Source organism: Vibrio sp. YT-18 (assembly GCF_033337345.1).
Taxonomy (GTDB): domain Bacteria; phylum Pseudomonadota; class Gammaproteobacteria; order Enterobacterales; family Vibrionaceae; genus Vibrio; species Vibrio alginolyticus.
Genome location: NZ_JAWOQO010000023.1, coordinates 40,861 through 66,418 on the forward strand (window position 1 = coordinate 40,861; position 25,558 = coordinate 66,418).

Here is a 25,558-nt window from a genome sequence, read left to right on the forward strand (position 1 = left end):
AATGGAAAAAACTAAAAATATAGGGGTTTATAATGTCTTACCTAAAGAAAAGCCTACTTGCCACGGCAATTACCGGCATGATGTTCAGTGGTGCTGCATTTGCTGATGGTGCAAACAGTGACGCAGCAAAAGAGTTTCTAACCAAAGATTCATTTTCTTATGAAGTTTACGGAATCATCGCGATGCAGGCCGCGTACCGCGATTACGATTCTGGTAGCAAAGCAACGGACGATGATTTGGGTGGCATGCAGCTAAACAACGAATCTCGTATTGGTTTCCGTGGTAAAAAACAATTTGCTAACTTCGACCCTACTTTTATTTGGCAAATCGAAGGCGGTTATGTAGACCCTAGCTTTGGTGGCGAGGGCGCAGGTCTTGGTGAACGTGACACATTCGTCGGTTTTGAAAGTGCATCTTGGGGTCAAATTCGTCTGGGTCGCGTTTTGACACCTATGTACGAATTGGTTGACTGGCCAGCATCTAACCCTGGTCTCGGCGATGTATACGACTGGGGTGGTGCTATTGGTGGCGCCAAGTACCAAGACCGTCAATCAAACACTATCCGCTGGGACTCTCCAATGTTTGCTGACAAATTCTCCCTAGATATCGCAGCTGGTGCAGGTGATAAAGCAGGTCTAGGTGAAGGGGATGACTACTGGGGTGGTATCGCAGCACACTACAAAATTGGTCCTATCCAGTTAGATGCGGCATATGAAGGTAACCGTAATATCAAGATGGAAAGCCAAACGTGGGAAAACAACACGTACTTGATAGGGGCACAAGGCTGGTTTGATAACGGGATCTCTTTCTTTGCGCAATACAAATACATGGAAGCGGACGCAAGCAATGGTGTGAGTGAAAAGCAAGATGCAATGTCTGCCGCTATCATGTACACCACGGGTGATTGGCAATACAAACTGGCTTACGCCGCTAACTTTGATCTCGAGCGTGATGGTAAGAAAATTAACGATACAGCGGACGATGTGTTATCAGCACAAGTTATGTATTTCGTAGACCCATCGGCAGTGCTGTACGTACGTGCTCGTACTCTAGACTTTGGCGACGGTGCGTCTCAATTAGATAAACCAACAGAAGCACGTTGGAAGTCTGCTGACTACGACGAGTTCTCTGTAGGTGTTGAATACTACTTCTAATTAAAGAAGCAGCTAAAAGGGCGGAAACGCCCTTTTTATCTTGATACTTATTCAAATAAGCCTTTGAAATGACTGGCCTGTAAGTTTTAGAGGCTTATCTAAATTGGTATAAAGTGAGAAACCATGATGAAAAAAACAACGACACTTCTCGGACTTTGCGCAATGCTTTCGGCGCCAGCTTTTGCAGCTCAACTCACTCTGCAATCTGAATTAGTTCCTCGCGTTCTCAACGGCGAGTTCGTCTACCCTGAGTGGATATCCAAGAATAACAGCATCGAGTTAAAAGATGGGGAAAACCAATTGGCGGTAACGGTTGGACAAATTGTATTTGAAGATGGAAAGCGCCGTAAATTCGATTCGCAGCCGCTGGTATTAGAGTTTGATGCAGAAAAAGACACCGAGCTTTCTCTGACTTATCAAACATTCCGTACTATTGAAGAGGCGAGAGCCTTCGAACTCGATCCTAAAGTGGTATTGAAAGACAAAAACGGAAAAGAAGTGGCATTCTCTATGGTTCAACTTCGTAAAGGTGGTTTGCAAGGTTTTCGTGATTACGAACGAGAAGTTGCCGACTATAACAACGCAATGAATAAAGAATCGACCAAGGCAAGCATTGCGTCTTCTCCAGCGGAAACCAAAACAATCAAAGCATCGTTTAATGAATTGAGCCGTGAAGAGCAGCAAGAATTTATGCAATGGGCAATGCGTAACCTGAAGTAATTTCGTCTCGTGCTTTAACAGTAAATAGCAGGGCTGTGCCTTTTTGGTTCTGCCCTGTTTTTATTTCTGTTGTCAAACCGATTGTAGAATTGACTTACGGTGGTAAAATGTCGCCACTTTTATCCTTGACATTACAACGAGAGATCTCTCGTTGCTCATTACCCCTAAGGAACTCAAATGACGGTTAAAACTCGTTTTGCTCCTAGCCCAACTGGCTATCTACACGTTGGTGGTGCGCGTACTGCACTTTACTCTTGGCTATACGCTAAAAACCAAGGTGGTGAATTCGTTCTACGTATCGAAGATACAGACCTTGAGCGTAACTCTCAGGAAGCGGTTGATGCAATTCTTGAAGGTATGGAATGGCTAGGCTTGGAGTGGGATGAAGGTCCTTACTACCAAACTCAACGTTTTGACCGTTACAACGAAATGGTTGATAAGCTTCTTGCTGAAGACAAAGCTTACAAATGTTACGCGTCTAAAGAGCTGCTAGATGAAATCCGTGCAGAGCAAGAAGCAAATAAAGAAATGCCTCGCTACGATGCTAACCATCCAAAAATCAAAGCAGCAAACGAAGCGGCAAAAGATGGCGATCCATGTGTTATCCGTTTCCGTAACCCGAAAGAAGGCAGCGTAGTATTTGATGATCAAATCCGTGGTCGCATTGAAATCCGCAACGATCAAATGGATGACCTAATCATTCGTCGTACTGACGGTTCACCTACTTACAACTTCTGTGTAGTAGTGGATGACTGGGACATGGGTATCACGCACGTTGTTCGTGGCGAAGACCACATCAACAACACGCCTCGTCAAATCAACATCTACGAAGCACTAGGTGCGCCAGTACCTACATTTGCACACTGTGCAATGATCCTGGGTGATGACGGCGCGAAACTGTCTAAACGTCACGGCGCTGTATCAGTCATGCAATACCGCGATATGGGCTACCTGCCTGCGGCACTAAACAACTACCTAGTGCGCCTTGGTTGGTCTCATGGTGACCAAGAAATCTTTTCTCAAGAAGAGATGATCAATCTATTTAGCCTAAACGCAGTATCTAAGTCAGCGTCTGCTTTTAACACTGACAAACTGCAATGGTTGAACAACCACTACATCAAGAACTCAGATCCTGCGTACGTTGCTGAGCATCTACAATGGCATCTAGACCAACAAAAACTAGACGTAACGAATGGTCCTGCTATTACTGACGTGATCAAGCTGGTGGGTGAGCGTTGCAACACACTAGTTGAGCTAGCTGAGCAAATCCGTTACTTCTATGAAGATTTCTCTGAGTTTGAAGCGGGCGCAGCGAAGAAACACCTGCGTGGCGTGGCTAAAGAGCCTCTAGAACTTGCATTAGCGAAAGTGGAAGCACTAACTGAATGGACGACAGCGAACATCAAAGATGGCGTTATCGCAGCAGTATGTGAAGAGTTGGAAATCGGCATGGGCAAAATCGGTATGCCATTACGTGTTGCTGTAACAGGCGGCGGTCAGTCTCCTTCTGTCGATGCAGTAATGGAGCTGGTTGGAAAAGAGCGTTGTATTGCTCGCATTAAGATGGCGCTTGAGTTCATTGCTGAGCGTGAAGCAAACGCATAATTGCTTTGAACTGAACGTTCTTTTTGAATAAATAGTCACAAAGCCGCGGTGAGCAACCGCGGCTTTTTTGTATCTTCAATTTAGATAACGAGAAACTTTCTCTCATATTGGTGAATGAAGAGATGGTTTCACCTGTAATATTACCTCAATATGGATAAGATTTTTTAATCCAAACATCGTTGGCGTGAATAAAAAACGAGCGATTATATATCAAATATCTGATTGATTTTTATCCATGTTCCTTAAAGTTCCATTTTGTTTGTCTCATTTTTAAGAAAAACCTTTGCTTTAGCTATGTTGTTCCAAAAATTAAAGCAAACGTTTGCGTGGTGATTGCGTGGGGATTTTTTTGCTTAAGATCACATGTTGTCGAGATTTATGATGACAATAAATTGACAGAATTGGGATTTTTCTCGCGATTTCTTAGCGTTATAGTTCATCCCGTCAGCGATACCGAGATGGCGATATGTATCACTGAACAGGAAATGTACGTAAGTTGCTTCCATAAAAAAAATGCATGTGCATAAAAAGAAGCTGACTAAGTATCTCACTCAAGGAATGAATAAAAAGAATTGAAATACAACGTCAGTCAGACGGCGCATTTCGGCATCTAACAAAAGAACTTCTTTAGAGGAATCAATAATGAAAAAATTAGCAGCGGTAATTTCAGCGTCTCTACTTATGGCTTCAGCAGCACAAGCAGAAGTATACGTTGGTGGTAAGATGGGTAAGTCATGGATGGAAGACGCGTGTGTAGCGGGCCAGGCTTGTGACAAAGACGATTCTACTCTTGGCGCTTTTGTTGGTTACGAAATGAATAAATACTTCGCAGTAGAAGCGGGTTTCGACAACATCGGTGATTTTAACCAAACTTCTTTCGGTGGCCACGTAGAAGCAATCACTCTTGCTCCTAAATTTAGCCTACCAATCACTGAAGACATCGCACTTTACGGTAAAGTGGGTGGCGCTTACGTAATGTTTGATGGCAAAGATGATTACTCTTACCTAGGCGCGGCTGGTCTTGAATTCAACCTAAGCCAAAACGTAACAGCTCGTGCGGAATACCAAACACTGACTGACATCAGCAACGATGTAACTCGTGCGACAGGTAACACTGCAACACTAGGTGTTTCTTTCAAATTCGGCGGCAACGATGAGCCAGTAATCGTAGAAGAGCCAGTTGTTGTTGAAGAAGTGGTTGTAGAAGAAGTGGTAGAAGAGCCAGTTGTAGTTACGAAAACATTCGAAACTCAAACAATTGGCACAGGTAGCTTCGATCTAAACAGCACAACTCTAAAACCAGAGAGCGCTGCAAAACTTGATAACCTAGTTGCTTTCCTAAACGAGCACCCACAAGCGAACGTTGAAGTTGTAGGTTACACAGATACGTCTGGTCCAGCAGCTTACAACCTAAAGGTTTCTGAAAAACGTGCTGAGTCTGTTGCTAACGCGCTCGTTGAAAAAGGTATTGATTCATCACGTATCCAAGCTCGTGGCGAAGGTGAAAACAACCCAATCGCTTCAAACGACACTCGTGAAGGTCGTCAACAAAACCGTCGCGTAGAAATCGTTGTTCCAGAATTTGAATACCAAGTTCAGCAATAAGCTCCTATTCGACCGTAGTATAGAAGACTGAAGCTGAAAGCCCCAAAGAGTTCGCTCTTTGGGGCTTTTTATTTCTCTTTAAAAACTGACTGAAATGTTCAAAGTGGCTAGGTATTACTTAAGATCAATGCTGTTTAAACGCCCCATAAATGTCAGGATCTCCAAGTTATCTTTATGTGCTTCTAACAACGCTTTTTTGGTTTGCATGTAGGCGGCAAGTTTGCCGTACTTACTAATAGAGCGAACCACCGTTTTATATTTATACTCACCGTCATCATTGAACTCTCGCCACTTGGCGATGTAACACGTATCTCGGTTGTCAGGGTTTTCAAGAGTAGGGTTAGGCTTGTGAACGATTTTAGGCTCAACGCTATGTGGAAGCCTGGTCATTAAGTAAGGGTCTTTCAAAAGACGTCGCCAGAATTTGCCCCACATTTGCCGGCCTAACTCGTTTCTCAGCTTAATGGCTTTTTGTAAGCCTTTCTTTTCTCCAATACGAACAAATCCTACCGAGCGGTGTAGTACCGTATCCTCGGGGGTATGGATATGTATCTTAAAGGCTGTCTTGCCTTTAGAAATAAAGCGGTGTCCAGTGTTAGTTATTAAATTGCTCTTAGACATAGTGCTAACTAATAATTTTATTAATAGCTAAAAGGGTAAGCAAAACTCATAGATAATTAAAGTAATAAAATACAAAACTGTAAATAGGGCTTGTTGAAATGATTTCAAGGGGAAGAAGTCAGATCAGTAGAAGGGTTTATCCCGTAACCGAAACACCCGATCCGATCATATTGATTACTGGGAAGATTATCTAACACGGTGTACTAGGGGGAGCAGTGCGAGGCTTGAAATTGAAGATACAAAAAAGCCTTAGCTCAAGTGGGAGCTAAGGCTATGATATGGCGCCCCCAGTAGGATTCGAACCTACGACCTGTCCCTTAGGAGGGGACTGCGCTATCCAGCTGTGCCATGGGGGCGTAATACCAATAGTTGCAGTTCATTGCACTGTTTTACTGAGTTCAAATCTAGCAATCTACCAGATCTGTATCAGCATCACGTTGAACGATTCGCTACGGTCATTGGTATAATCAAATAAGATGCGCTGCCTATGATATTCAAAAGTGAGCATATCTCAAGACTTAATGTTTGCTTTTATAGGATCTTGTTCATTACGTCGCCAATTTGAACGCTAGATGCTAAATTTGGCTGATCAATCGTCAGTTCCGCTTCGTGTTCGTATATGCGTGATACCGTTAATGTAATTTCGCTTTGCGAGACTTTGTTTCTTGGCAATCCATTTTGGTCGATAAACGACGCGGTGTGCCAAAGCTGCAATTTGTCTCCCTCTTTTACGCCGTGCATACGGCCGAGATCCATCGTTACGGTATTACCGAAGACTGCCACAACCTCTGGCAATGTAATTTTGCAAGACAGCTCCGACTCCAGATCCAACATAATATTGCGACTAACGCGAAGCATCATCTCGCCATAGGTCGATGCCCAAAAACGTGCACTACGAGTGTCCACTTGACTCGTCTTAGCAAATGGCCAACGCGCGACCTCACGGTAGGCTTTGTTGAAGATTTCATGGCCAGTTTTACCATCAAATACTTTCATTTCTAACGCAAACTGACGATTGATGATGTCATCTTGCAATAGTTGAGATTCGACCGTTGCAGTGAGATCGGTTATGACCCCTCCAATGATGTATTGTGCGCCATTGTCTTGTGCGATCATTTGAGTGCGAGCAGGATAGTTGCTGCTTATTGAGTAGTCCGTTGTACCAACAGACACAAAGCTGCGTGAGGTTTGATCAAGTTGACGGTTCACTACGTGGCTAAAATCGTCACCAACTTGATAAATTTGTCCCATCACTGCTTGTTGTGGTGATGCGACCTCAATATTGCCGACCAGCATTGTCTTTTTGTATTGATCGGTGTGGCAACCCGTTGCCGATGGATAAATATCAACGCGGATTTTTACCTCGACTTTACCGCGACGTTTGCGTTCAGACTCGACCAAAATGTAACGGACTTCATGATTGGTAAACTGGTATTCGTTGCGGCTTTCTTCTAATAGCGGCATCAAGTTGCTAATACTGCCAATATCTGCGCCCGAAAAATTGACGGCTTTGAACAGCGCGTCTTCCAACGCATGGAGCCTTGCCGTCTCTTCTGAAGAAACGATGGTGGCAACGCCTGTGACTTCATACCAAGATGCCATTACCTTAAAAGGCACAAGCATCACTAAAGTGATTGAAAACAGACTGTTTAATATTTTTTTCATTGGTTACAACCGTTCGGGTATAAATATTGCTTTAACAAATTCAGTGAAGTTTGGTGGGTTTTTCTTCGTTAGGCAAACAAAGAAAAGCAAAGACTGTTCCAATATTCACTTTCTTGGAAAGGAATTAATAAAGAACGGTATCACCTAAGATTATCTGGAGAATCAAACCATGAAAAAGTGGCTTGTCGCCGCATCGATGATGACGCTTCTGACATCGTGCGCGTACTCACCGATTTACAATGGTAAAGAACCTTACTCGGGAAGCCAGTTCATGCTGATGGATAGTCCGCGTCATACGATGGACTTTTTCATTGAGAGCATGACAGAAGACCTGATGGTTTCTAATGTGGCAGTATCAGCGCGGACACCGATTGCGATTACCTCGTTTGTTGATCTACAAAATATGGATGCAACAAACTGGTTAGGTAACTCGGTCTCTGAAGGTTTTATCCATCAGTTTCAGCGCCGAGGGTTTAAAGTGGTTGATTTCAAAACTACGGGCTCTATTCAAGTGACGCAGCAGGGCGATTTTGCTTTAAGTCGTGATTGGCAAGATTTAGCTCAAGAGCAGCAAATTCAGTATGTACTGACCGGAACAATGCTGCGCCAAGAGGGCGGAGTGCTTGTCAATGCACGCGTGGTTGGCATGCAAAGCCGTGTAGTTGTAGCGACAGCGCAAGGTTTCCTTCCGGCTGACCGTATTGGGCGTGACTTAGATACGTTAAATAGCATCCGCACACAAGATGGTGTGTTGATTCGTTCTGACCCTACCATTCGTCAGCCGTACACTGTGATTCTCCGTCCATAGGATAGAAGCATGAAGAAGTTATTATTTATTGTTGCCACACTGATATTGGTTGGGTGTCAGCCATTACAACAGATGCGTCAAGATGAAATCTTAGTGGCGGTGGGTTACGCCAGCGTCAGTGAGCAAACAGGCCGCACAGTAGAAGAAAAGCGTGTACGAGCAATGCGCGCATCAAAAATTGATGCTTATCGTGAGCTAGCAGAGCAAGTTTATGGCATGCGTGTTAGTGGACGTGCAGAGCTGCAAGACCAGCGTTTGGGTATTGAAAGCACCACTGGTGCCGTCGATGGTGTAATTCGTGGTGCAGAAGTTGTGCGTAGTTATCTTGTTGAAGACAGTTATGTGACTGAGCTGCGTCTGGATATCCGTAAGATGGATAAGCTACGTGATTATGGAGAAGTTCAGCAGGTACCTGAGAAGCGTCAGCAAACCTTGTTTTAAACCATTTCACTAGACAGATAATCTTTTTGAGCGGCTGATTGGTAACAATGAGTCGCTTTTTTTATATCTACGTGAGCGCGGGAATTGAGGGTAGGAGTGACGTTTAAGCTTTTATATTGGTGCCAAGCGTCGAGATGGTGTGGGTTTTTCCGCCCGCATTGTAGGTCATGCCAACTTTGCCATGAGTTCGCTGAAGCATGTTGTTGAGTTTATTGAAGCTCAGCTGTGCGCGACTAAGCGATTCGCCATTTACTTGGTTAACTTGTTGACAGTCGAGGACGATCGATTGGATTTGAGCAACAACCTGACTTAGGTGCTCATCTTCAGTAAGTTGATTGACGTGCGGGTGAGAGGCGATTCGCTGATCAGTTGTTCTGAGCTGATCAATGAGCGTCATCTTCTGTTTGGCAATGTTCTCAATCTCGGTAGAGACACGCGCCGTGATTGCTTGTGTTTCTTGGCGTAAAACAGCGGAAAGTGCCTTAGCATTTTCTAGCTGGAAATTAACGAGATCGACTAATGCTGCCATAAAATACTTACCTTCGGCCTAAGTCAGTTAGCTTTTGCCTTGCAATTCGTTTTCAAACTTAATCATGTTGTCAGCCAATTTTTCAGGATCGACTTTGTATGAACCGTTTGTGATAGCTTCTTTGATTGCTGCAACTTTGGCGCTGTCATATGCCGGAGAAGCTGCCATATCCTTCTGGAGTTTACTGACGGCTTTACTTTGCTGGCTGAGTGATACTGCGTCTTGTTGCGCTGGCGCCTTTTTTGATTCTGTCGTGCTGGTAGCATTGGAATCGTTACGTGTAGGAGCACGACTTGTTGTCGTCATCATTTGCCCTGAACGTATATTATCTATACCTGCCATGTTTAACCTTTGCCTTGTATCGTAATACTGGTATCCAGACTATCGACCAGCGCAAAAATAACTTTAGTCATTTTTTGCATTTTTATTGATCAGTTTAAACACGCTACCAGTGGGTATTAAAAATTAACAGTGATTTCCGCAATGTCAGTCACTATGCCTTCTATTATACGTTGTGACTTATCATTTTTCACTCTTACTTGATCGCCAGCTGAACCATCCTGCAATGCTGTGCCTTGCGTTGTGATCGTCATGCCAGAATTCACCGCTTTGATAATGACCTTTTCATTTCGGCATACCACACAAACATCATTTCTCTCTACGACATCGCCTAAACGAACATTACGCTTTAGCTTTGCCCCAACCACTTGATCGTAGCTAGAAAATCCATCTTTACGAAAGCGCTGTAGCTCGATCATGGAAGTGGTAACATCCGATGCGCTGACGATTTCTCCTCTCCCTAATGTTCGTGTCGCGACGATCATTGGTACTGATACCGAGATCCTCACAGGGACATAGACTTTCCAGTCATCCGGTTGGCATTCCACTAACACATTGATGTTACTTCTCGTGCTGCTGGTGGAAGAGGCAGATGTATCTAATGGAACAGGGCAATCCGTTGCTTTTATTCTCGAGTCGATCTCTGCCGCATTAACAGATAGCTCGCCACCATCAGGCTGATCAACCGTAGCAAGAATATGTTGTTCTGCTGCTGTTTTTATTTGCTCGATCTGATTATCTGAAGCTGAATGAACAAAAAAGCTAAACATACTGAGCAAAATGCCGATAGACTTAGCGTACTTTGTAATTAGCGCTCTACATATTGTCATAGTCAATGGTGTCGAAGTGAAAGTGAAATACGCCATACTGTCTCCCTGGTATCGTGCTTGCCAGTGGTAGAGTATCATTTAAAAACAAAAAGTTTGAGATGGAGATGAGCATATGACGGGGATTCTTGACTCGGTGAATCAGCGTACGCAACTCGTCGGTCAGAACCGATTGGAATTATTGACCTTTCGACTGATGGGCCGACAGCGCTACGGCATTAACGTATTCAAAGTGAAAGAAGTACTACAGTGCCCTAAGCTGACTTCAATGCCAAATCTACACCCTCTGGTTAAAGGTATCGCTCATATCCGCGGCCATACCGTGTCCGTTATTGATTTGAGCCTGGCAATTGGTGGCCGCCCAACCACTGATTTAGATAAATGTTTTGTTGTTATTGCAGAATTTAACCGTACGATCCAAGCATTTTTGGTATCATCGGTTGAGCGTATTATCAATATGCATTGGGAAGCGATTTTGCCACCGCCAGACGGTGCAGGTAAAGCGCACTACTTGACTGCCGTGACAAACATTGACAATGAGCTGGTTGAAATCCTTGACGTTGAAAAAATCCTGGCAGAAATTGCGCCAGTTGATGAAACGATGGATTCCGCTATTGGCGAAGAAATCGCACAAGCAGAACAAGAAAAGCCTATTGTACGCCGCATACTGATTGCTGATGACTCGACGGTCGCGCGTAAACAGGTAGAGCGTGCGATTACATCCATCGGTTTTGAGGTCGTATCTGTCAAAGACGGCAAAGAAGCGTACAATAAGTTGATTGAAATGGCTCAAGAAGGCAATATCTACGATCAAATTTCGTTGGTTATTTCCGATATTGAAATGCCAGAAATGGACGGCTATACCTTAACGGCTGAAATTCGCAGACATGCCGATTTGAAAGACCTTTATGTTATCCTCCATTCTTCATTAAGTGGTGTATTCAACCAAGCTATGGTTGAGCGTGTAGGTGCCAACACCTTCATTGCGAAATTTAACCCAGATGAGTTGGGTAACGCGGTTAAATCTGCATTAACACAATAAAAGAGACATTAATGACTGCTATTACAATCAGTGATCAAGAGTATCGTGACTTTAGCCGTTTTCTAGAATCGCAATGTGGCATCGTGTTAGGTGATAGCAAGCAATACCTCGTGCGTAGCCGACTGAGTCCTTTAGTGACGAAGTTTAAGCTCGCATCGTTATCAGATTTGCTACGTGATGTTGTTACAGGGCGTAATCGAGAATTACGAGTCGCCGCTGTGGATGCGATGACGACTAACGAAACCTTGTGGTTTCGAGATACTTATCCGTTCACGGTTTTAGCTGACAAATTATTGCCAGAAGTAGCGGCAAGCAAGCGCCCAATTAAGATCTGGTCTGCTGCCAGTTCATCGGGCCAAGAACCGTATTCTATTGCAATGACGATCCTGGAAACGCAACAGCGCAAGCCGGGCTTGTTACCAAACGTGTCCATTACAGCCACAGATATTTCGGCAAGTATGCTCGAGATGTGTCGTGCAGGGGTGTACGACAACTTGGCTTTGGGTCGCGGGCTTTCACCAGAACGTCGTCGCACCTTCTTTGAAAATGCGGACGGTGGTCGCATGAAAGTCAAAGATAACGTCAAGCGTTTGGTGAACTTTCGTCCACAAAACTTGATGGACAGTTACGCACTGATGGGTAAGTTCGACATCATTTTCTGTCGTAACGTATTGATTTACTTTTCTCCAGAAATGAAATCTAAAGTGCTTAACCAAATGGCGAGCAGTTTAAACCCTGGTGGCTACTTGCTGTTAGGGGCATCAGAGTCGCTAACTGGTCTGACTGATAAATTTGAAATGGTGCGCTGTAATCCGGGCATCATTTACAAGCTTAAATAGCGGTATCTCTTCATTGATATAAAAGCCTGACTTCGTGTCAGGCTTTTTTGTTTGTTACCTTTCTGCGCCGAGCGCTTCATGTATCACTCAATTAGTTGAAGCGCGTTTTTGCCTTGTGCCCTCAACACGGTGTATCTTTATTAAGTGAACAAAGTGATACGACATGACATTCCAGTTACTTTGGCTCACTTATTGCTATTTCAATTCACGGTAACCACTAGGTTGGTGTAATGCTTTAGGTTTTGGCATGCTAATTGCTTTTTGGTTATCAATCACGGTCAGTTCTTAATTGTAGAGGCAAACATGGCTATATCTTTTGACAATGCACTAGGCATCCACCAGCACACGGTGGGCGTACGTGAGCGCAATGCAGAGGTGATTTCCACCAACATCGCACAAGCAAACACGCCTGGTTACAAAGCAAGAGGTTTAGACTTTGCGAAGGAATTGCAAGCGGCAACATCTGGGGCAAGCATTGGTCTTAGTCGCACAGATGGTCGGCATATTCCTGCCACTACAACGTTGGTTGGGGACAAGTTATATCGTCTTCCTACGCAACCAGATACGGGAGATGGCAACACGGTAGACTTGGATTTAGAGCGTAACTTGTTTATGCAAAACCAAATCAGACACCAAGCATCACTCGACTTTCTAGGCAGCAAATTCAAGAACTTAACCAAAGCAATCAAAGGGGAATAATTTAGATGAGCTTATTTAACGTTTTCAATGTGACAGGTTCCGCAATGAGCGCTGAATCCGTTCGTCTGAATACTACCTCAAGCAACTTGGCGAACGCCGACAGTGTCAGCAGCTCTGCGAAAGACACTTACAAAGCGCGTCATGCAGTGTTTGGTGCAGAGTTAAGTAACGCCATGCGTGGCGGTGATACGGTGCCAGTGAAAGTGATGGGTATTGTAGAAAGTGATAAACCGCTGAGTGCGGAGTACAACCCAGACCATCCCCTTGCAAACGAAGAAGGCTACATTTACAAGCCTAACGTCAATGTAATGGAAGAAATGGCAAACATGATTTCAGCTTCTCGTGCATACCAAACTAATGTACAGGTCGCTGATTCTAGTAAACAAATGCTGCTGCGTACGCTGCAGATGGGTCAATAAGGATAAGGGGGTAGCGTATGGCCGGAATTAACAACGTTGGTCAAAGCGGCTTGTCCTATATCGACCAGCTTAAAAGTCTACAAGAGAGTAACAAGAAAGCGGAAGAGAGCACGGGTAAGCAGGACCTAAAACAGGAAGACTTCTTATCATTGCTCACGAAGCAACTGTCTCAGCAAGACCCTTTTAAGCCGGTAAGTAATGACCAGATGATTGCGCAAATGGCTTCATTTGCGACCGTTGATGGCATTGGCAAGATGAACACTCAGTTTGAGAGTTTGAATTCGTCAATGACATCAAATCAAGCGTTACAAGCTTCCTCTTTGGTAGGGCGTGACGTATTGGTCCCAGGAGCAGCAGGTGTGAAGCAGGACGACGCACCAATGGCGGCAATGGTTAAGCTTTCACAATCTATCGATAATCTGTTTGTTCGTGTAGAGGATGAAGCTGGCCAACTGGTTCGTACCTTTGAGGTAGGGGCGAAACCAGCCGGCGACACGCGTGTGCTTTGGGACGGTAAAGATGAAAGCGGAAATCCACTGCCAGCTGGCAAATACAAAGTGAAAGCGTCTGGCTTAGTTGAAGGGGAGTCGCAAGAGTTCCCAGTATCGACATACGCCAACGTAAACAGCGTATTGCTTGGCAAAGGTGACGGAAACGTATTACTCAATCTGGCTGGTTTTGAATCGCCAGTTCGACTTGCAGAAGTATTGGAAGTCGGCAAAGCGTAGTCATAGCTCGCTAGATTAGGAGATTTTGGAATGTCATATGTATCTTTAAGCGGTTTGTCCGCCGCCCAACTGGATTTGAACACCACCAGTAACAACATTGCGAACGCCAACACTTACGGCTTTAAAGAGTCCCGTGCTGAGTTTGCTGATGTCTACTCTAACTCTTTATTTACTAACGCAAAAACCACACCGGGTGGTGGTGCGCAAGCAAGCCAAGTGGCACAGCAGTTCCATGAAGGCTCTAGCATTTACACCAACAACCCAATGGATTTGCGTGTTTCGGGGACAGGTTTTTTCGCTGTAGCGAAAGAGCGTCTAACTCCACAACAGAATGAACTGACACGTAATGGTGCATTTCACTTAAATAAAGAAAACTACATGGTGACCGCGAACGATGAGTTCTTATTAGGTTACCAAGTGGACCCAAGCTCTGGTGAGGTTTCTTCATACGAGCCACAACCCATCAATATTCCTGCTGAATTTGGTAAGCCAAAACAAACAGCAAACATTGAAGTGGGTGTGAACTTGCCAGCGAACGGCGATTTGAAAGATCCAACGCAGTTTGATTTTTCAGACCCAGATACATACAACCGTTCAACCTCTTCGACAATTTATGACTCGATGGGTCAGTCTTACAAGCTAACGACGTATTACTTGAAAGATCAGACTCAGCCAAATACATGGAACACTTACTACACCGTGACAGATAAAGAAGGTGAAAAGCCTTTAAATGTTGCGGCTGGTGATGCGCAAACGCCAACAGGTCATGTGGGGCATACCATGAAGTTCAACAACGATGGTACGTTGGCGAGCTTGAACAATGGTCAGCCAATCACTTCTGTGGCTCTGGGCGATCCGGCGACGAACACGACACCAGTCGATATGAATGGTGCCGATCCTGCGCAGACGCTTAACTTCGGCTTAGGCTCAGCAACACAGTTTGCGGCTCCGTTCGAACTGACTAAGTTTGACGAAGACGGTGCAACGACGGGCTTCCTAACCAAAGTTGACTTCGATGAAAACGGCAGCGTATTGGGAACTTACTCAAACGGTGAAAACGTTACATTGGGTCGTGTTGCTCTCGTACGTGTTCCAAACGAGCAAGGTCTGGATAAGAAAGGCGGCACTCAATGGGATTCAACGCAGTTCTCTGGTGACAAGATCTGGGGTGAATCAAATAAAGGCTCTTTCGGCACCATCAATAACGGTATGCTGGAACAGTCAAACATTGATATGACGCAGGAGTTGGTGGACCTGATCTCTGCTCAGCGTAACTTCCAAGCAAACTCACGTTCGCTAGAAGTACACAACCAACTACAACAGAATATCTTACAGATCCGCTAGAGCACTAGCTGGGTCATTCGATACTCTGCTTGAGTAAGCAATGGCGTGTGATTGCTTCTTAGTAATTACCGCTTTGTTCATTTTCATCATGACATTCATCTGATGCTTAGCCTGAATACACCTCACTCAGGCTAAGCATGCTTTGATCTACGATTTGCCGCTGTTGCCGCCGTATGGATCAAAACCTTGCCTCTCGTTACAGTTTTCTGCCTCTATTGACCTCTTTTCATTGTTGATTTTTAATTCAAAGTATTGATTAATAAGTCTATTTTTGTTTTGGCATAACTATTGCTTTCTACTCCGTGTACAGAGAGATTTTTTGGAGTAATTTATGGATCGCGCACTGTTTCTCGCAATGAGTGGCGCCAAGCAAAATATGCAGGCACTACAATTGCGCGCTAATAACTTGGCTAACGTAAGCACGACCGGATTTCGGGCTGATTTAGCACAGGCTCGCTCAATGCAGGCTTATGGTGAAGGCCATCCTTCACGTGTATTCAGCATGACAGAGCGTCCAGGGCATAACTTTGCTCAAGGTAGCGTGATTACAACAGGGCGTGATCTGGATGTGACGATTGAAGGCAGCGGTTGGATATCGGTACTCGATCATACAGGGAAAGAAGGGTTGACCCGTAACGGCAACCTAAAAGTCGATCAAAATGGCATGCTTACCAACGCAAGTGGTCATTTGGTGCTGGGTGAAAACGACGCGCCGATTACTTTGCCTATCCCTCTCTCCAAAATTGAAATCGGTCGGGATGGCACCATCTCTGTACTTCCTCAAGGTGCCCCGGCAGAAGAATTCCAAGCGGTTGATCGCATTAAGCTCGTTAAGCCTAATGATCAAAGCTTGTTTAAAGACACCAATGGCTTATTTCGCCATAAAACTCCAAACCAACCTTACGAAGCAGACGCGACTGTTAGTCTCCAGACGGGAGCGATAGAAGGCAGTAACGTGAATGCCGTAGGTGAAATGACCGCATTGATTGACTTACAACGTCAGTTTGAAATGCAAGTCAAGATGATGAGCACAGCTGAAGAAATGGATAAATCTTCAGATTCACTGCTTCGTATGAGTTAACAGAGTTAGAGGTTCACTATGCATCCAGCACTATGGGTAAGTAAAACAGGTCTAGACGCCCAACAAACCAACATTGCCACGATTTCGAACAACTTGGCGAACGCTTCTACTGTCGGCTACAAAAAGAGCCGTGCAGTATTCGAAGATTTGTTCTATCAGAACATCAACCAGCCTGGCGGCCAGTCATCTCAGAACACGGAACTGCCAAGTGGCTTGATGTTAGGTGCGGGTTCTAAAGTGGTTGCGACGCAAAAAGTGCACACGCACGGCAATGCACAGACAACGACCAACGCACTGGACATGATGGTGGAAGGCGACGGTTTTTTCCAAGTGACATTGCCGGACGGCAACATCGGTTATACCCGTAACGGTCAGTTCACGCTAAATGGTGAAGGCACGTTAGTCACGTCGGGTTCTGGCTACCCTGTAGAGCCTGAAATTGTGATTCCAGAAGATGCGATTTCTATTACTGTCGGTACGGATGGTGAAGTGTCGGTTCGCGTCCGAGGTCAGCAAGACAACCAAGTCGTTGGTCAGCTAACCATTACAGACTTTGTTAACCCGGGTGGCCTAGAGCCAATTGGTCAGAACCTTTACTTACCAACGGGTGCCAGTGGCGATCCACAAGAGGGTGTTCCTGGTTTGGACGGTTTGGGGGAAATTCGTCAATCCATGCTGGAAGCGTCCAACGTGAATGTAACAGAAGAGTTGGTCAACATGATCGAAGCCCAGCGCGTTTACGAAATGAACTCAAAAGTGATCTCGTCAGTCGATAAGATGATGAGCTTCGTTAACCAGCAATTGTAACGATTAAGAGCAAGATTTGAGGAGCTCACGATGAAACGTATTTGCCTACTCGCTTTGATTGCTACGATGTCGGGCTGTGCCATGTTGGAACCGATTGAAACGGATGAAGTGACACAAGCAACCACTGTGGTCGACGCAGTAGAAGGCGATAAATCGAAAGAAGAGAGCAGCGGTATTGTAGATACTTTACGTGGTAGAAGTGATCCGGTTGCTGGCGACCCTGCGTGGGCTCCAATTCATCCGAAAAACAAGCCTGAGCATTACGCTGCTGCAACAGGTTCGTTGTTTAGCGCCGAGCACATTACCGATCTCTACGACGATTCTAAACCACGTGGTATTGGCGATATTATTACCGTAACACTGGATGAGACAACCAGTGCGACGAAAAGCGCAAATGCCGATTTATCGAAAACCAATGAAGCGCAAATGGACCCGCTTCAAGTGGGCGGAGAAGAGCTGCAAATTGGCGGAAAATATAATTTCTCTTATGACCTAAACAACTCCAACTCATTTGCAGGTGACTCTTCTGCAAAGCAGAGCAACAGCATCAGTGGTTACATCACTGTTGAGGTGATCGAAGTACTGGCAAACGGCAACCTCGTGATCCGCGGTGAGAAGTGGATGACGCTAAATACGGGTGATGAGTACATACGTTTAAGTGGCACTATTCGTCCGGATGATATTAATTTCGACAACACCATTGCATCAAATCGAGTTTCTAACGCAAGAATTCAGTACTCTGGCACTGGTTTGCAACAAGATATGCAAGAGCCAGGCTTCTTGGCACGATTCTTTAATGTAGCGCTATAACACGCCCTGCTGACGGCAATTTGACTGCAAGAGATAAGTAAGCATGAAAAAACTCCTTTTAGTACTGATGAGCGTTGCTCTGTTTTCTACCGTAGCCCAAGCCGCACGTATCAAAGACGTCGCGCAAGTGGCAGGTGTACGAAGCAACCAACTCGTGGGTTATGGTTTGGTTTCAGGCTTACCTGGTACGGGTGAAGCGAACCCGTTTACAGAGCAAAGTTTCGCCGCCATGCTGCAAAACTTCGGCATTCAGATGCCGCCGGGCACAAAGCCAAAAATTAAAAACGTTGCCGCAGTCATGGTTACGGCAGAATTGCCGCCTTTCTCTAAACCGGGTCAGCAAGTGGACGTGACAGTCTCTTCCATCGGAAGTGCTAAAAGTTTGCGTGGTGGTACGCTACTACAAACGTTCCTCAAAGGTCTCGACGGTCAAGTTTACGCGGTTGCTCAAGGTAACTTAGTGGTGAGCGGCTTCAGTGCTGAAGGCGCTGACGGTTCTAAAATCGTAGGTAACAATCCAACCGTTGGTCTTATCTCTAGTGGTGCGACAGTAGAGCGAGAAATTCCAAACCCATTTGGTCGTGGTGATTACATCACGTTCAACTTGCTTGAGTCAGACTTCACAACGGCTCAACGTATGGCGGATGCTGTAAACAACTTCCTTGGCCCACAAATGGCGAGCGCTGTTGACGCGACATCAGTGCGCGTGCGTGCTCCTCGTGACGTCAGCCAGCGTGTTGCGTTCTTATCGGCAATCGAAAACCTAGAGTTCGACCCAGCAGATGGTGCAGCCAAAATCATCGTTAACTCTCGCACGGGCACCATCGTAGTTGGTAAGCATGTGCGTCTTAAACCAGCAGCAGTAACGCACGGCGGCATGACGGTTGCGATCAAAGAAAACCTGAATGTTAGCCAGCCTAACGGCTTTTCTGGTGGGCAAACAGTAGTCGTACCAGACTCGGATATCGAAGTCAGCGAAGAGCAAGGCAAAATGTTTAAGTTCGAACCAGGCTTAACGTTGGATGATTTGGTCCGTGCCGTGAACCAAGTCGGGGCTGCGCCTTCGGACTTGATGGCAATTTTACAAGCATTGAAGCAAGCTGGTGCCATTGAAGGCCAGTTGATCATCATTTAATGGTTAGGAGGTAGGTATAATGAACAATCCTAACGACATTGGTTTTATCCATGACATCAGTTCTCTGGACACTCTGCGTCAAAAAGCAGTGAAAGAGGGAAAAGATGGCGAGCAAGAAGCATTGCATGCGGCTGCTCGTCAGTTCGAATCGATCTTCACCTCCATGATGTTGAAATCCATGCGTGAAGCCAATGAGGGCTTTGAGTCCAACATGATGAACAGCCAAAACGAGAAGTTCTACCGACAAATGTTGGATGAACAGATGGCGAGTGAATTGAGTTCGTCTGGTTCAATGGGACTGGCCGATATGATTGTTAAGCAATTAACGGCTGGGCAAGGGAACGACAAAAAAGAAACGGCTATGCGTGATGCGGCAAACAATGCTGCGGAATATCGTCGTGTTGACCCGAAAAAAGCGCGCGAGATTGAACAGCGCTTGATTGAATCTGGTCAACTATCTCGACCAAGCAATGAACCCACTCGATTCGATTCACCAGAATCCTTTGTTAACTCGATGAAGCCATACGCGGAGAAAGCTGCGAAAGCCCTAGGAGTCGAGCCATCTCTGCTACTTGCGCAAGCCGCTTTGGAAACGGGGTGGGGACAAAAGGTCGTGAAGAACGCGCGTGGCAGCAGCAACAACTTATTTAATATCAAAGCAGATCGAAGCTGGCAGGGTGACAAAGTGACGACTCAAACTTTAGAGTTCCACGATAACACGCCAGTGAAAGAGACGGCAGCGTTTCGCTCCTACTCAAGTTACGAAGACAGCTTTAATGACTTTGTACGATTTTTGAATGACAACCCACGTTACGAGACAGCATTGCAGAAACGCGGGAATTCAGAGTTGTTTATTCGCGGTATCCACAGTGCGGGTTACGCGACCGATCCGAATTACGCAGATAAAGTCCTGCAGGTGAAGGATAAAATCGAAAGTATGTAATGTCTCTGCGACAATTTATGACGTTCTCGAAGGCTTGCCATAGTGCAAGCCTTCACTTTATCTGAACATCTACGCCTTTCTATCACTTGGCACATCTTTTGCTTTTGATGTGTCTAGGTGATCGGTTTTGCCGATTTATATTTCGTTTTCGGGGGCATGTATGGCGTCAGATCTTCTGAATGTAGGTACTCAAAGTGTGCTTACTGCTCAGAGACAATTAAACACCACTGGTCATAACATTTCTAATGTTAATACAGAGGGTTATAGCCGTCAGTCTGTTATCCAAGGCACGAATGATCCGCGCATGTTTGGTGGTTCTACCTACGGCATGGGTGTGCATGTGGAAAATGTTCGCCGCTCGTGGGATCAGTTTGCCGTGAATGAACTGAACCTGTCGTCGACCAACAATGCCAACAAAACGGATACCCAAGGCAATCTTGATATGCTCTCTAGTATGTTGAGCTCTGTGGCATCGAAGAAAATTCCTGAGAACCTGAATGAGTGGTTCGATGCGGTAAAAACCATGGCAGATACCCCGAACGATTTAGGGGCACGAAAAGTGGTATTGGAAAAGGCGAAAATCTTCTCTGATACATTAAATGATTTCCACGAAACCGTGCGACTGCAATCTGATGTCACCAATAAAAAATTGGATATGGGCATTGAGCGCGTTAACCAACTTGCGTTGGAAATTCGCGATATTCATCGAGTGATGATGCGTACTCCCGGTCCACATAATGACCTGATGGATCAGCATGAAAAGCTGGTTACTGAGCTGTCAGAGTACACCAAAGTTACCGTAACCCCACGCAAAAATGCGGAAGGGTTTAATGTTCATATCGGCAATGGACACACTCTTGTTTCTGGCACGGAAGCAAGCCAGCTCAAAATGATCGATGGCTATCCGGATGTTCATCAAAGACGATTAGCAATGGTGGAAGGGAATGGCATTAAAGCGATCAAGTCTGATGATATGGATGGCAAAATCGGCGCTTTACTTGAAATGCGCGACAAACACATCCCACAACTGCAAGATGAAATGGGCCGTTTAGCGACGGGCTTTTCCTACAAAATTAATCAGCTGCAATCTCAAGGTCTGGATCTCAACGGCAAGATAGGTAAAGACGTATTTACCGACGTGAACTCTGAGCTGGTGGCAAAATCTCGAGTTTTTGCTGCGCCTGACTCACAAGCTGATGTTGCGGTTTACATCGAGGACATTTCCGCGATCAAAGGTGGTGAATATTCGCTGCGTTTTGATGGCGACCAATACAGCGTGACAACACCGAAAGGTGAGCAAATGTCGTTGAACATCGACCGTTCGGATTCGTCATTTGTTCTGGATGGTATGAAAGTGCAAATTGGTGAAGGCCTTGCCGCCGGTGAGCGCGTATTGCTCCGCCCAACGAGAAGTGGTGCAGCCATCATAAAGATGGAAACCAATGACGCAAAAGCTATTGCCGCACAAAGTTATGAAGCCTCAACCACTTTTGCCCAAGGTAACGCCAAGTTTAAAATTCGTGAGGCGGGGGATGTTAAAGAGTTTGAGGTTACCGTACAACCAACCGACGAGAAGCATGATAAGCCGTGGTTAAAGATCACGGATAACAAGGGTAATTTACTATCGGACAAATACTCATACCCGTTAGATAAAGATAACCCGAAGATTGAAATATCAGTGCCGAAAAGCCATCCGCTGTATAAAAACGGCGATGCAACCGTGTTTGAGTTGAGCGAAGGCGCACTGATGAATGATAAATTCACCGCAAACTTGGTGCCTTCTGAAGGTGGTAACGGCAACTTGAGAAAAATGCAGAAGATCCAAACAGACAAGATGATGGATGGAAAATCCAGTACCTTGATCGATGTTTATCATAACCTCAATACCGAAGTTGGACTGAAGTCTTCTACAGCAAACCGTTTAGCCTCCGTCGCTCGTTTAGAGCATGAAGCGGCGCAAGAGCGCGTTGCTTCTATTTCTGGTGTTAACCTCGATGAAGAAGCGGCCAACATGATGAAGTTTCAACAAGCGTACATGGCTTCATCACGTGTGATGCAAGCGGCGAATGATACCTTCAATACCATTTTACAACTGAGGTAAGGAGAAGAGATAAGTGCTAACCCGAATTTCTAGTTTCCATAACTATCAGTCCGTACAAAATGATCTGCGTCGTCAAGAGAATAAGGTTCACCACAACCAAGAGCAACTTGCTTCAGGGAAAAAGTTACTGAAACCTAGTGACGACCCCCTCGCTGCGCATTACATCCAAAACATTAGTCAGCAACAAGAACAGCTACAACAATATCTTAGCTCGATAGTGTTGGTGCGTAATCGTCTAGAAAACCACGAAGTTAATATCGCCAATGCGGAGAATTTTGCCGACGAGTCGAAGCGCTTAACGATGGAGATGATTAACGGTGCCTTTTCTGCTGAAGACCGACAAGCAAAGAAGCGTGAGTTAGAAGAGATTGCGAACAATTTCCTTAACTTAGTGAACTCGCAAGATGAATCTGGTAACTACGTGTTTGCGGGCACTAAGCCAAAAAGTCAACCATTCTATCGCGATAAAGACGGTAGTGTTCAGTACGCTGGAGACGATTATCAGCGCAAAATGAAAGTCTCTAGCATGCTCGAGATGCCAATGAACGATCCTGGCAGCAAGCTGTTTATGGAGATACCAAACCCATTTGGCGACTATCAGCCGAATTACGATCTACAAAACGGCTCTGAGCTGTTGCTAAACAAAGCCACTAACGTTGACGCGAAGGATGATGCGGCGTATCGCGTGACATTTGTCGATATGAATAACGGCAAATTTGGTTACCAATTAGAGCGTAACGGCAAAGTAGTGGATGCCGATGAGTTTTCTCCAGAGAAAGGGATTGAATACAAAGGCCTGAAAGTGCACGTAAAAGGCCAAATTACGCCTGGTGACAGCATTGAGATCGAAAAGCGGGCAGAGTTCAGCATTTTCGATACCTTCAAGGATGCAATGGCATGGTCAGACAAATCGGTTTCGGATACGTCGGCGACCGCCAAATTGCACCAAATGACAGAAGAATTCCACGCTGCTTTTATCCATTTGAATAAAGCGCGTACAGATGCCGGTGCTCGATTGAGTACGCTGGATATCCAAGAGCAAAATCATGAAGACTTTAATTTGTCTCTCGCAAAAGCGAAGAGCAACTTTGAGGACTTGGATTACTCTAAAGCCGTGATCGAGTTCAGTGAAAACTCGCGAGCGTTACAGGCATCGCAACAAGCATTCGGTAAGACCAAAGATCTAACGTTGTTTAACTACATCTAGTATGGCACTCATACACATTGTCTGATTTTGATGCCTTATGTGCAAAGCCTTAAGCGCGATAAGTCGGCGTAACCTGAGAGTCTGAGATGTCATGCGGCACGATTTTACCCAAAGCGGCAATGAGGCGGGAGGCAAGTCGGGCGGCAACAGGGCAGCGTTCAATACCCTTGGGCTAAGATGAGTCTGACAAACCTGAAATAGCTTAATGATAAAGCTAACTTATTGTTTATCTGATTCTTTTAAAAGTAGTTAAATAATTTACGTAAGTTGGCACACAAATTGTATTGAAAATATCAGAACAGATTTAGAGATTCTAAACCCTGCGTTTAAGGCAGATTTAGCAAGTAACTTTTACGGTCAGTGCTTATCCAAATGAGAGTAAAGCTGGCCGCTTCGCAAAAGCTTGCGAACTCAACAGGAGAGCAAAATGGCTGTAACAGTTAGTACTAACGTCTCCGCGATGACCGCGCAGCGTTACCTAAACAAAGCGACTGATGAATTAAACACGTCGATGGAGCGCTTATCTTCAGGACATAAGATTAACAGTGCAAAAGATGATGCGGCAGGTCTACAGATCTCTAACCGCTTAACTGCACAGTCTCGTGGCCTAGATGTCGCAATGCGTAACGCGAACGATGGTATCTCGATTGCACAAACCGCTGAAGGTGCGATGAATGAGGCAACCTCTGTCATGCAACGAATGCGTGACCTTGCGATTCAATCATCGAACGGTACTAACTCTCCAGCTGAGCGTCAGGCGATCAACGAAGAGTCAATGGCATTGATTGACGAGCTAAACCGTATTGCAGAAACCACTTCATTTGGTGGTCGTCGTCTATTGAACGGCTCATTCGGTGAAGCAGCATTCCAGATTGGTGCGAGCTCAGGTGAAGCCATGATCATGGGACTCACCAGCATTCGTGCGGACGATACTCGCATGGGCGGTGTGACCTTCTTATCTGAGAACGGTAAAGATAAAAACTGGAGTGTTGACCCAGCTAAATCTGACTTGAAGATCACGCTACCAGGTATGGGTGAAGACGAAGACGGCAATGTTGATGATCTAGAAATCAACATTAATGCCAAAGCGGGCGACGACATCGAAGAGCTTGCCACTTACATTAATGGTCAGTCTGATATGATTAATGCGTCTGTAAGTGAAGATGGCAAGTTGCAAGTTTTTGTCGCGCATCCAAACGTTCAGGGTGAGATTTCTATTTCTGGTGGATTAGCATCTGAGCTTGGCCTGAGTGATGAACCTATCAGAACGTCAGTACAAGATATTGATATGACCACGGTACAAGGTTCTCAAAACGCGATTTCTGTGCTGGATTCGGCACTGAAATACGTAGACTCGCAACGTGCAGACTTAGGTGCGAAGCAAAACCGTTTGAGTCACAGCATCAACAACTTGGCGAATATCCAAGAAAACGTTGACGCATCGAACAGCCGAATTAAAGATACAGATTTTGCGAAAGAAACCACGCAAATGACCAAAGCACAAATTTTGCAACAAGCAGGAACATCGATTCTTGCTCAAGCGAAACAGTTGCCAAACTCTGCAATGTCACTATTGCAGTAGTTTACTTAGCCTGTGCTCAATACATTCAGACGTGGATGGGAATGCAGGCTTTTGGCAAGCAACTTTACAATAGAATGAGCGGCTCTCTCATCTCTCACCTGCCAATCATTTTCAATGTAAAGTTGCACTCGGTATGCCGGAAATGTGTTCATTTCTCTTGATCTCCACATAGGCTCTGGCGACCAACCTAGCCCCAGTTCTCTCAAAGGAAAAGGGGCTTTTTCTCTTCTAATTCTTACGTCTATCGTCTGCGAACTTATCTTCAATTGTTTCCTTTCGCTGGTTTTCTATACAATTTGGCCCTCTCGGCTCGATTTGTGGAAACTTGAGCACTTTTTCTTACTTTTCTTCAATTTTATTAGCTAAATCTCGCAATGTTATTTTTTTAAACTTTTTTCTAAAGCTTCTGAATTTGGTGTCGTTAATAGAGGTAACTTTGAGAGAACTACTTGGTTTTCCGAGACGTCGGAAACCGCTACACCGGAAAATCAATTGGAGAAATCACCA

25 protein-coding genes and 1 tRNA gene are annotated in these 25,558 nt (G+C 45.2%); 20 read left to right on the forward strand and 6 right to left on the reverse strand.

Annotation, left to right across the window (positions count from 1 at the left end; all coding sequences use genetic code 11):
- Positions 1-32: 32 nt before the first annotated feature.
- The 4 genes from chiP (at position 33) to R7M72_RS21495 (ending at position 5,084) form a co-directional block, all read left to right on the forward strand.
- Positions 33-1,154, forward strand: coding sequence for a chitoporin (gene chiP, locus R7M72_RS21480; RefSeq protein ID WP_033906930.1), 1,122 nt, complete (start codon positions 33-35; stop codon positions 1,152-1,154).
- A 123-nt stretch (positions 1,155-1,277) separates the two neighbouring features.
- Positions 1,278-1,874, forward strand: coding sequence for a DUF2057 domain-containing protein (locus R7M72_RS21485; RefSeq protein WP_005382008.1), 597 nt, complete (start codon positions 1,278-1,280; stop codon positions 1,872-1,874).
- A gap of 177 nt (positions 1,875-2,051) precedes the next feature.
- Positions 2,052-3,479: a glutamate--tRNA ligase gene (gene gltX, locus R7M72_RS21490; protein WP_005384075.1), complete on the forward strand. Its 1,428-nt coding sequence runs from the start codon at positions 2,052-2,054 to the stop codon at positions 3,477-3,479.
- Between the two features lie 642 nt (positions 3,480-4,121).
- Positions 4,122-5,084 carry an OmpA family protein gene (locus R7M72_RS21495; RefSeq protein ID WP_006743033.1) on the forward strand — a complete coding sequence of 321 codons (963 nt, stop codon included), beginning with the start codon at positions 4,122-4,124 and terminating at the stop codon, positions 5,082-5,084.
- Positions 5,085-5,198: 114 nt separating this feature from the next.
- On the opposite strand, the gene R7M72_RS21500 is transcribed toward R7M72_RS21495, so the two are convergent.
- The 3 genes from R7M72_RS21500 to R7M72_RS21510 form a co-directional block, all read right to left on the reverse strand.
- Positions 5,199-5,705 (reverse strand): hypothetical protein, encoded by a 507-nt coding sequence (locus R7M72_RS21500; protein WP_005382011.1) that lies wholly within the window; start codon positions 5,703-5,705, stop codon positions 5,199-5,201.
- A gap of 279 nt (positions 5,706-5,984) precedes the next feature.
- A tRNA-Arg gene (locus tag R7M72_RS21505) sits at positions 5,985-6,061 on the reverse strand.
- 175 nt (positions 6,062-6,236) lie between these two features.
- Positions 6,237-7,370, reverse strand: a complete 1,134-nt coding sequence (locus R7M72_RS21510; RefSeq protein ID WP_005382012.1) for a flagellar assembly protein FlgT — start codon at positions 7,368-7,370, stop codon at positions 6,237-6,239.
- Positions 7,371-7,539: 169 nt separating this feature from the next.
- Here R7M72_RS21510 and R7M72_RS21515 point away from each other — a divergent pair, with 169 nt between their 5' ends.
- Both R7M72_RS21515 and flgP read left to right on the forward strand, forming a co-directional pair.
- Positions 7,540-8,178 carry a FlgO family outer membrane protein gene (locus R7M72_RS21515; protein ID WP_005382013.1) on the forward strand — a complete coding sequence of 213 codons (639 nt, stop codon included), beginning with the start codon at positions 7,540-7,542 and terminating at the stop codon, positions 8,176-8,178.
- 9 nt (positions 8,179-8,187) lie between these two features.
- Positions 8,188-8,619, forward strand: coding sequence for a flagellar assembly lipoprotein FlgP (gene flgP / locus R7M72_RS21520; RefSeq protein ID WP_005382014.1), 432 nt, complete (start codon positions 8,188-8,190; stop codon positions 8,617-8,619).
- A gap of 103 nt (positions 8,620-8,722) precedes the next feature.
- Here flgP and R7M72_RS21525 read toward each other — a convergent pair whose 3' ends face one another.
- From R7M72_RS21525 to flgA, 3 genes are all read right to left on the reverse strand, one after another.
- Positions 8,723-9,148, reverse strand: a complete 426-nt coding sequence (locus tag R7M72_RS21525) for a flagella synthesis protein FlgN (RefSeq protein WP_005382015.1) — start codon at positions 9,146-9,148, stop codon at positions 8,723-8,725.
- 27 nt (positions 9,149-9,175) lie between these two features.
- Positions 9,176-9,490, reverse strand: coding sequence for a flagellar biosynthesis anti-sigma factor FlgM (gene flgM / locus R7M72_RS21530; RefSeq protein WP_017819976.1), 315 nt, complete (start codon positions 9,488-9,490; stop codon positions 9,176-9,178).
- 116 nt (positions 9,491-9,606) lie between these two features.
- On the reverse strand, positions 9,607-10,353 hold the full coding sequence (gene flgA, locus R7M72_RS21535) for a flagellar basal body P-ring formation chaperone FlgA (RefSeq protein WP_005382020.1): 747 nt from the start codon (positions 10,351-10,353) through the stop codon (positions 9,607-9,609).
- A 76-nt stretch (positions 10,354-10,429) separates the two neighbouring features.
- On the opposite strand from flgA, the gene R7M72_RS21540 reads away from it, so the two are divergent.
- The 14 genes from R7M72_RS21540 (at position 10,430) to R7M72_RS21605 (ending at position 25,051) form a co-directional block, all read left to right on the forward strand.
- Complete coding sequence (locus tag R7M72_RS21540; protein WP_005382022.1) at positions 10,430-11,356, forward strand: chemotaxis protein CheV; 927 nt, start codon at positions 10,430-10,432, stop codon at positions 11,354-11,356.
- An 11-nt stretch (positions 11,357-11,367) separates the two neighbouring features.
- Positions 11,368-12,195 (forward strand): CheR family methyltransferase, encoded by an 828-nt coding sequence (locus R7M72_RS21545; RefSeq protein ID WP_005382024.1) that lies wholly within the window; start codon positions 11,368-11,370, stop codon positions 12,193-12,195.
- A 303-nt stretch (positions 12,196-12,498) separates the two neighbouring features.
- Complete coding sequence (gene flgB, locus R7M72_RS21550; protein WP_005382026.1) at positions 12,499-12,894, forward strand: flagellar basal body rod protein FlgB; 396 nt, start codon at positions 12,499-12,501, stop codon at positions 12,892-12,894.
- Between the two features lie 5 nt (positions 12,895-12,899).
- The gene (flgC, locus tag R7M72_RS21555; RefSeq protein WP_005393132.1) at positions 12,900-13,313 is read left to right on the forward strand and encodes a flagellar basal body rod protein FlgC; all 414 of its coding nucleotides are present in this window, start codon (positions 12,900-12,902) and stop codon (positions 13,311-13,313) included.
- Between the two features lie 17 nt (positions 13,314-13,330).
- Positions 13,331-14,041 carry a flagellar hook assembly protein FlgD gene (gene flgD, locus R7M72_RS21560; protein ID WP_005382029.1) on the forward strand — a complete coding sequence of 237 codons (711 nt, stop codon included), beginning with the start codon at positions 13,331-13,333 and terminating at the stop codon, positions 14,039-14,041.
- 30 nt (positions 14,042-14,071) lie between these two features.
- Positions 14,072-15,385 carry a flagellar hook protein FlgE gene (flgE, locus tag R7M72_RS21565; RefSeq protein WP_005382030.1) on the forward strand — a complete coding sequence of 438 codons (1,314 nt, stop codon included), beginning with the start codon at positions 14,072-14,074 and terminating at the stop codon, positions 15,383-15,385.
- Between the two features lie 331 nt (positions 15,386-15,716).
- Complete coding sequence (gene flgF, locus R7M72_RS21570; RefSeq protein ID WP_005382031.1) at positions 15,717-16,466, forward strand: flagellar basal-body rod protein FlgF; 750 nt, start codon at positions 15,717-15,719, stop codon at positions 16,464-16,466.
- 18 nt (positions 16,467-16,484) lie between these two features.
- Positions 16,485-17,273 (forward strand): flagellar basal-body rod protein FlgG, encoded by a 789-nt coding sequence (flgG, locus tag R7M72_RS21575; protein WP_005382032.1) that lies wholly within the window; start codon positions 16,485-16,487, stop codon positions 17,271-17,273.
- A 30-nt stretch (positions 17,274-17,303) separates the two neighbouring features.
- Complete coding sequence (gene flgH, locus R7M72_RS21580; protein WP_005382033.1) at positions 17,304-18,083, forward strand: flagellar basal body L-ring protein FlgH; 780 nt, start codon at positions 17,304-17,306, stop codon at positions 18,081-18,083.
- A gap of 43 nt (positions 18,084-18,126) precedes the next feature.
- Positions 18,127-19,218, forward strand: a complete 1,092-nt coding sequence (locus R7M72_RS21585; protein WP_005393118.1) for a flagellar basal body P-ring protein FlgI — start codon at positions 18,127-18,129, stop codon at positions 19,216-19,218.
- 16 nt (positions 19,219-19,234) lie between these two features.
- Complete coding sequence (flgJ, locus tag R7M72_RS21590) at positions 19,235-20,161, forward strand: flagellar assembly peptidoglycan hydrolase FlgJ (protein ID WP_042522768.1); 927 nt, start codon at positions 19,235-19,237, stop codon at positions 20,159-20,161.
- 160 nt (positions 20,162-20,321) lie between these two features.
- A complete protein-coding gene (flgK, locus tag R7M72_RS21595) occupies positions 20,322-22,262 on the forward strand; it encodes a flagellar hook-associated protein FlgK (RefSeq protein WP_318056320.1) in 1,941 nt (646 codons plus the stop codon).
- Between the two features lie 13 nt (positions 22,263-22,275).
- Positions 22,276-23,469 carry a flagellar hook-associated protein FlgL gene (gene flgL / locus R7M72_RS21600; protein WP_005382037.1) on the forward strand — a complete coding sequence of 398 codons (1,194 nt, stop codon included), beginning with the start codon at positions 22,276-22,278 and terminating at the stop codon, positions 23,467-23,469.
- A 427-nt stretch (positions 23,470-23,896) separates the two neighbouring features.
- Complete coding sequence (locus R7M72_RS21605) at positions 23,897-25,051, forward strand: flagellin (protein WP_005382038.1); 1,155 nt, start codon at positions 23,897-23,899, stop codon at positions 25,049-25,051.
- Positions 25,052-25,558: the final 507 nt, after the last annotated feature.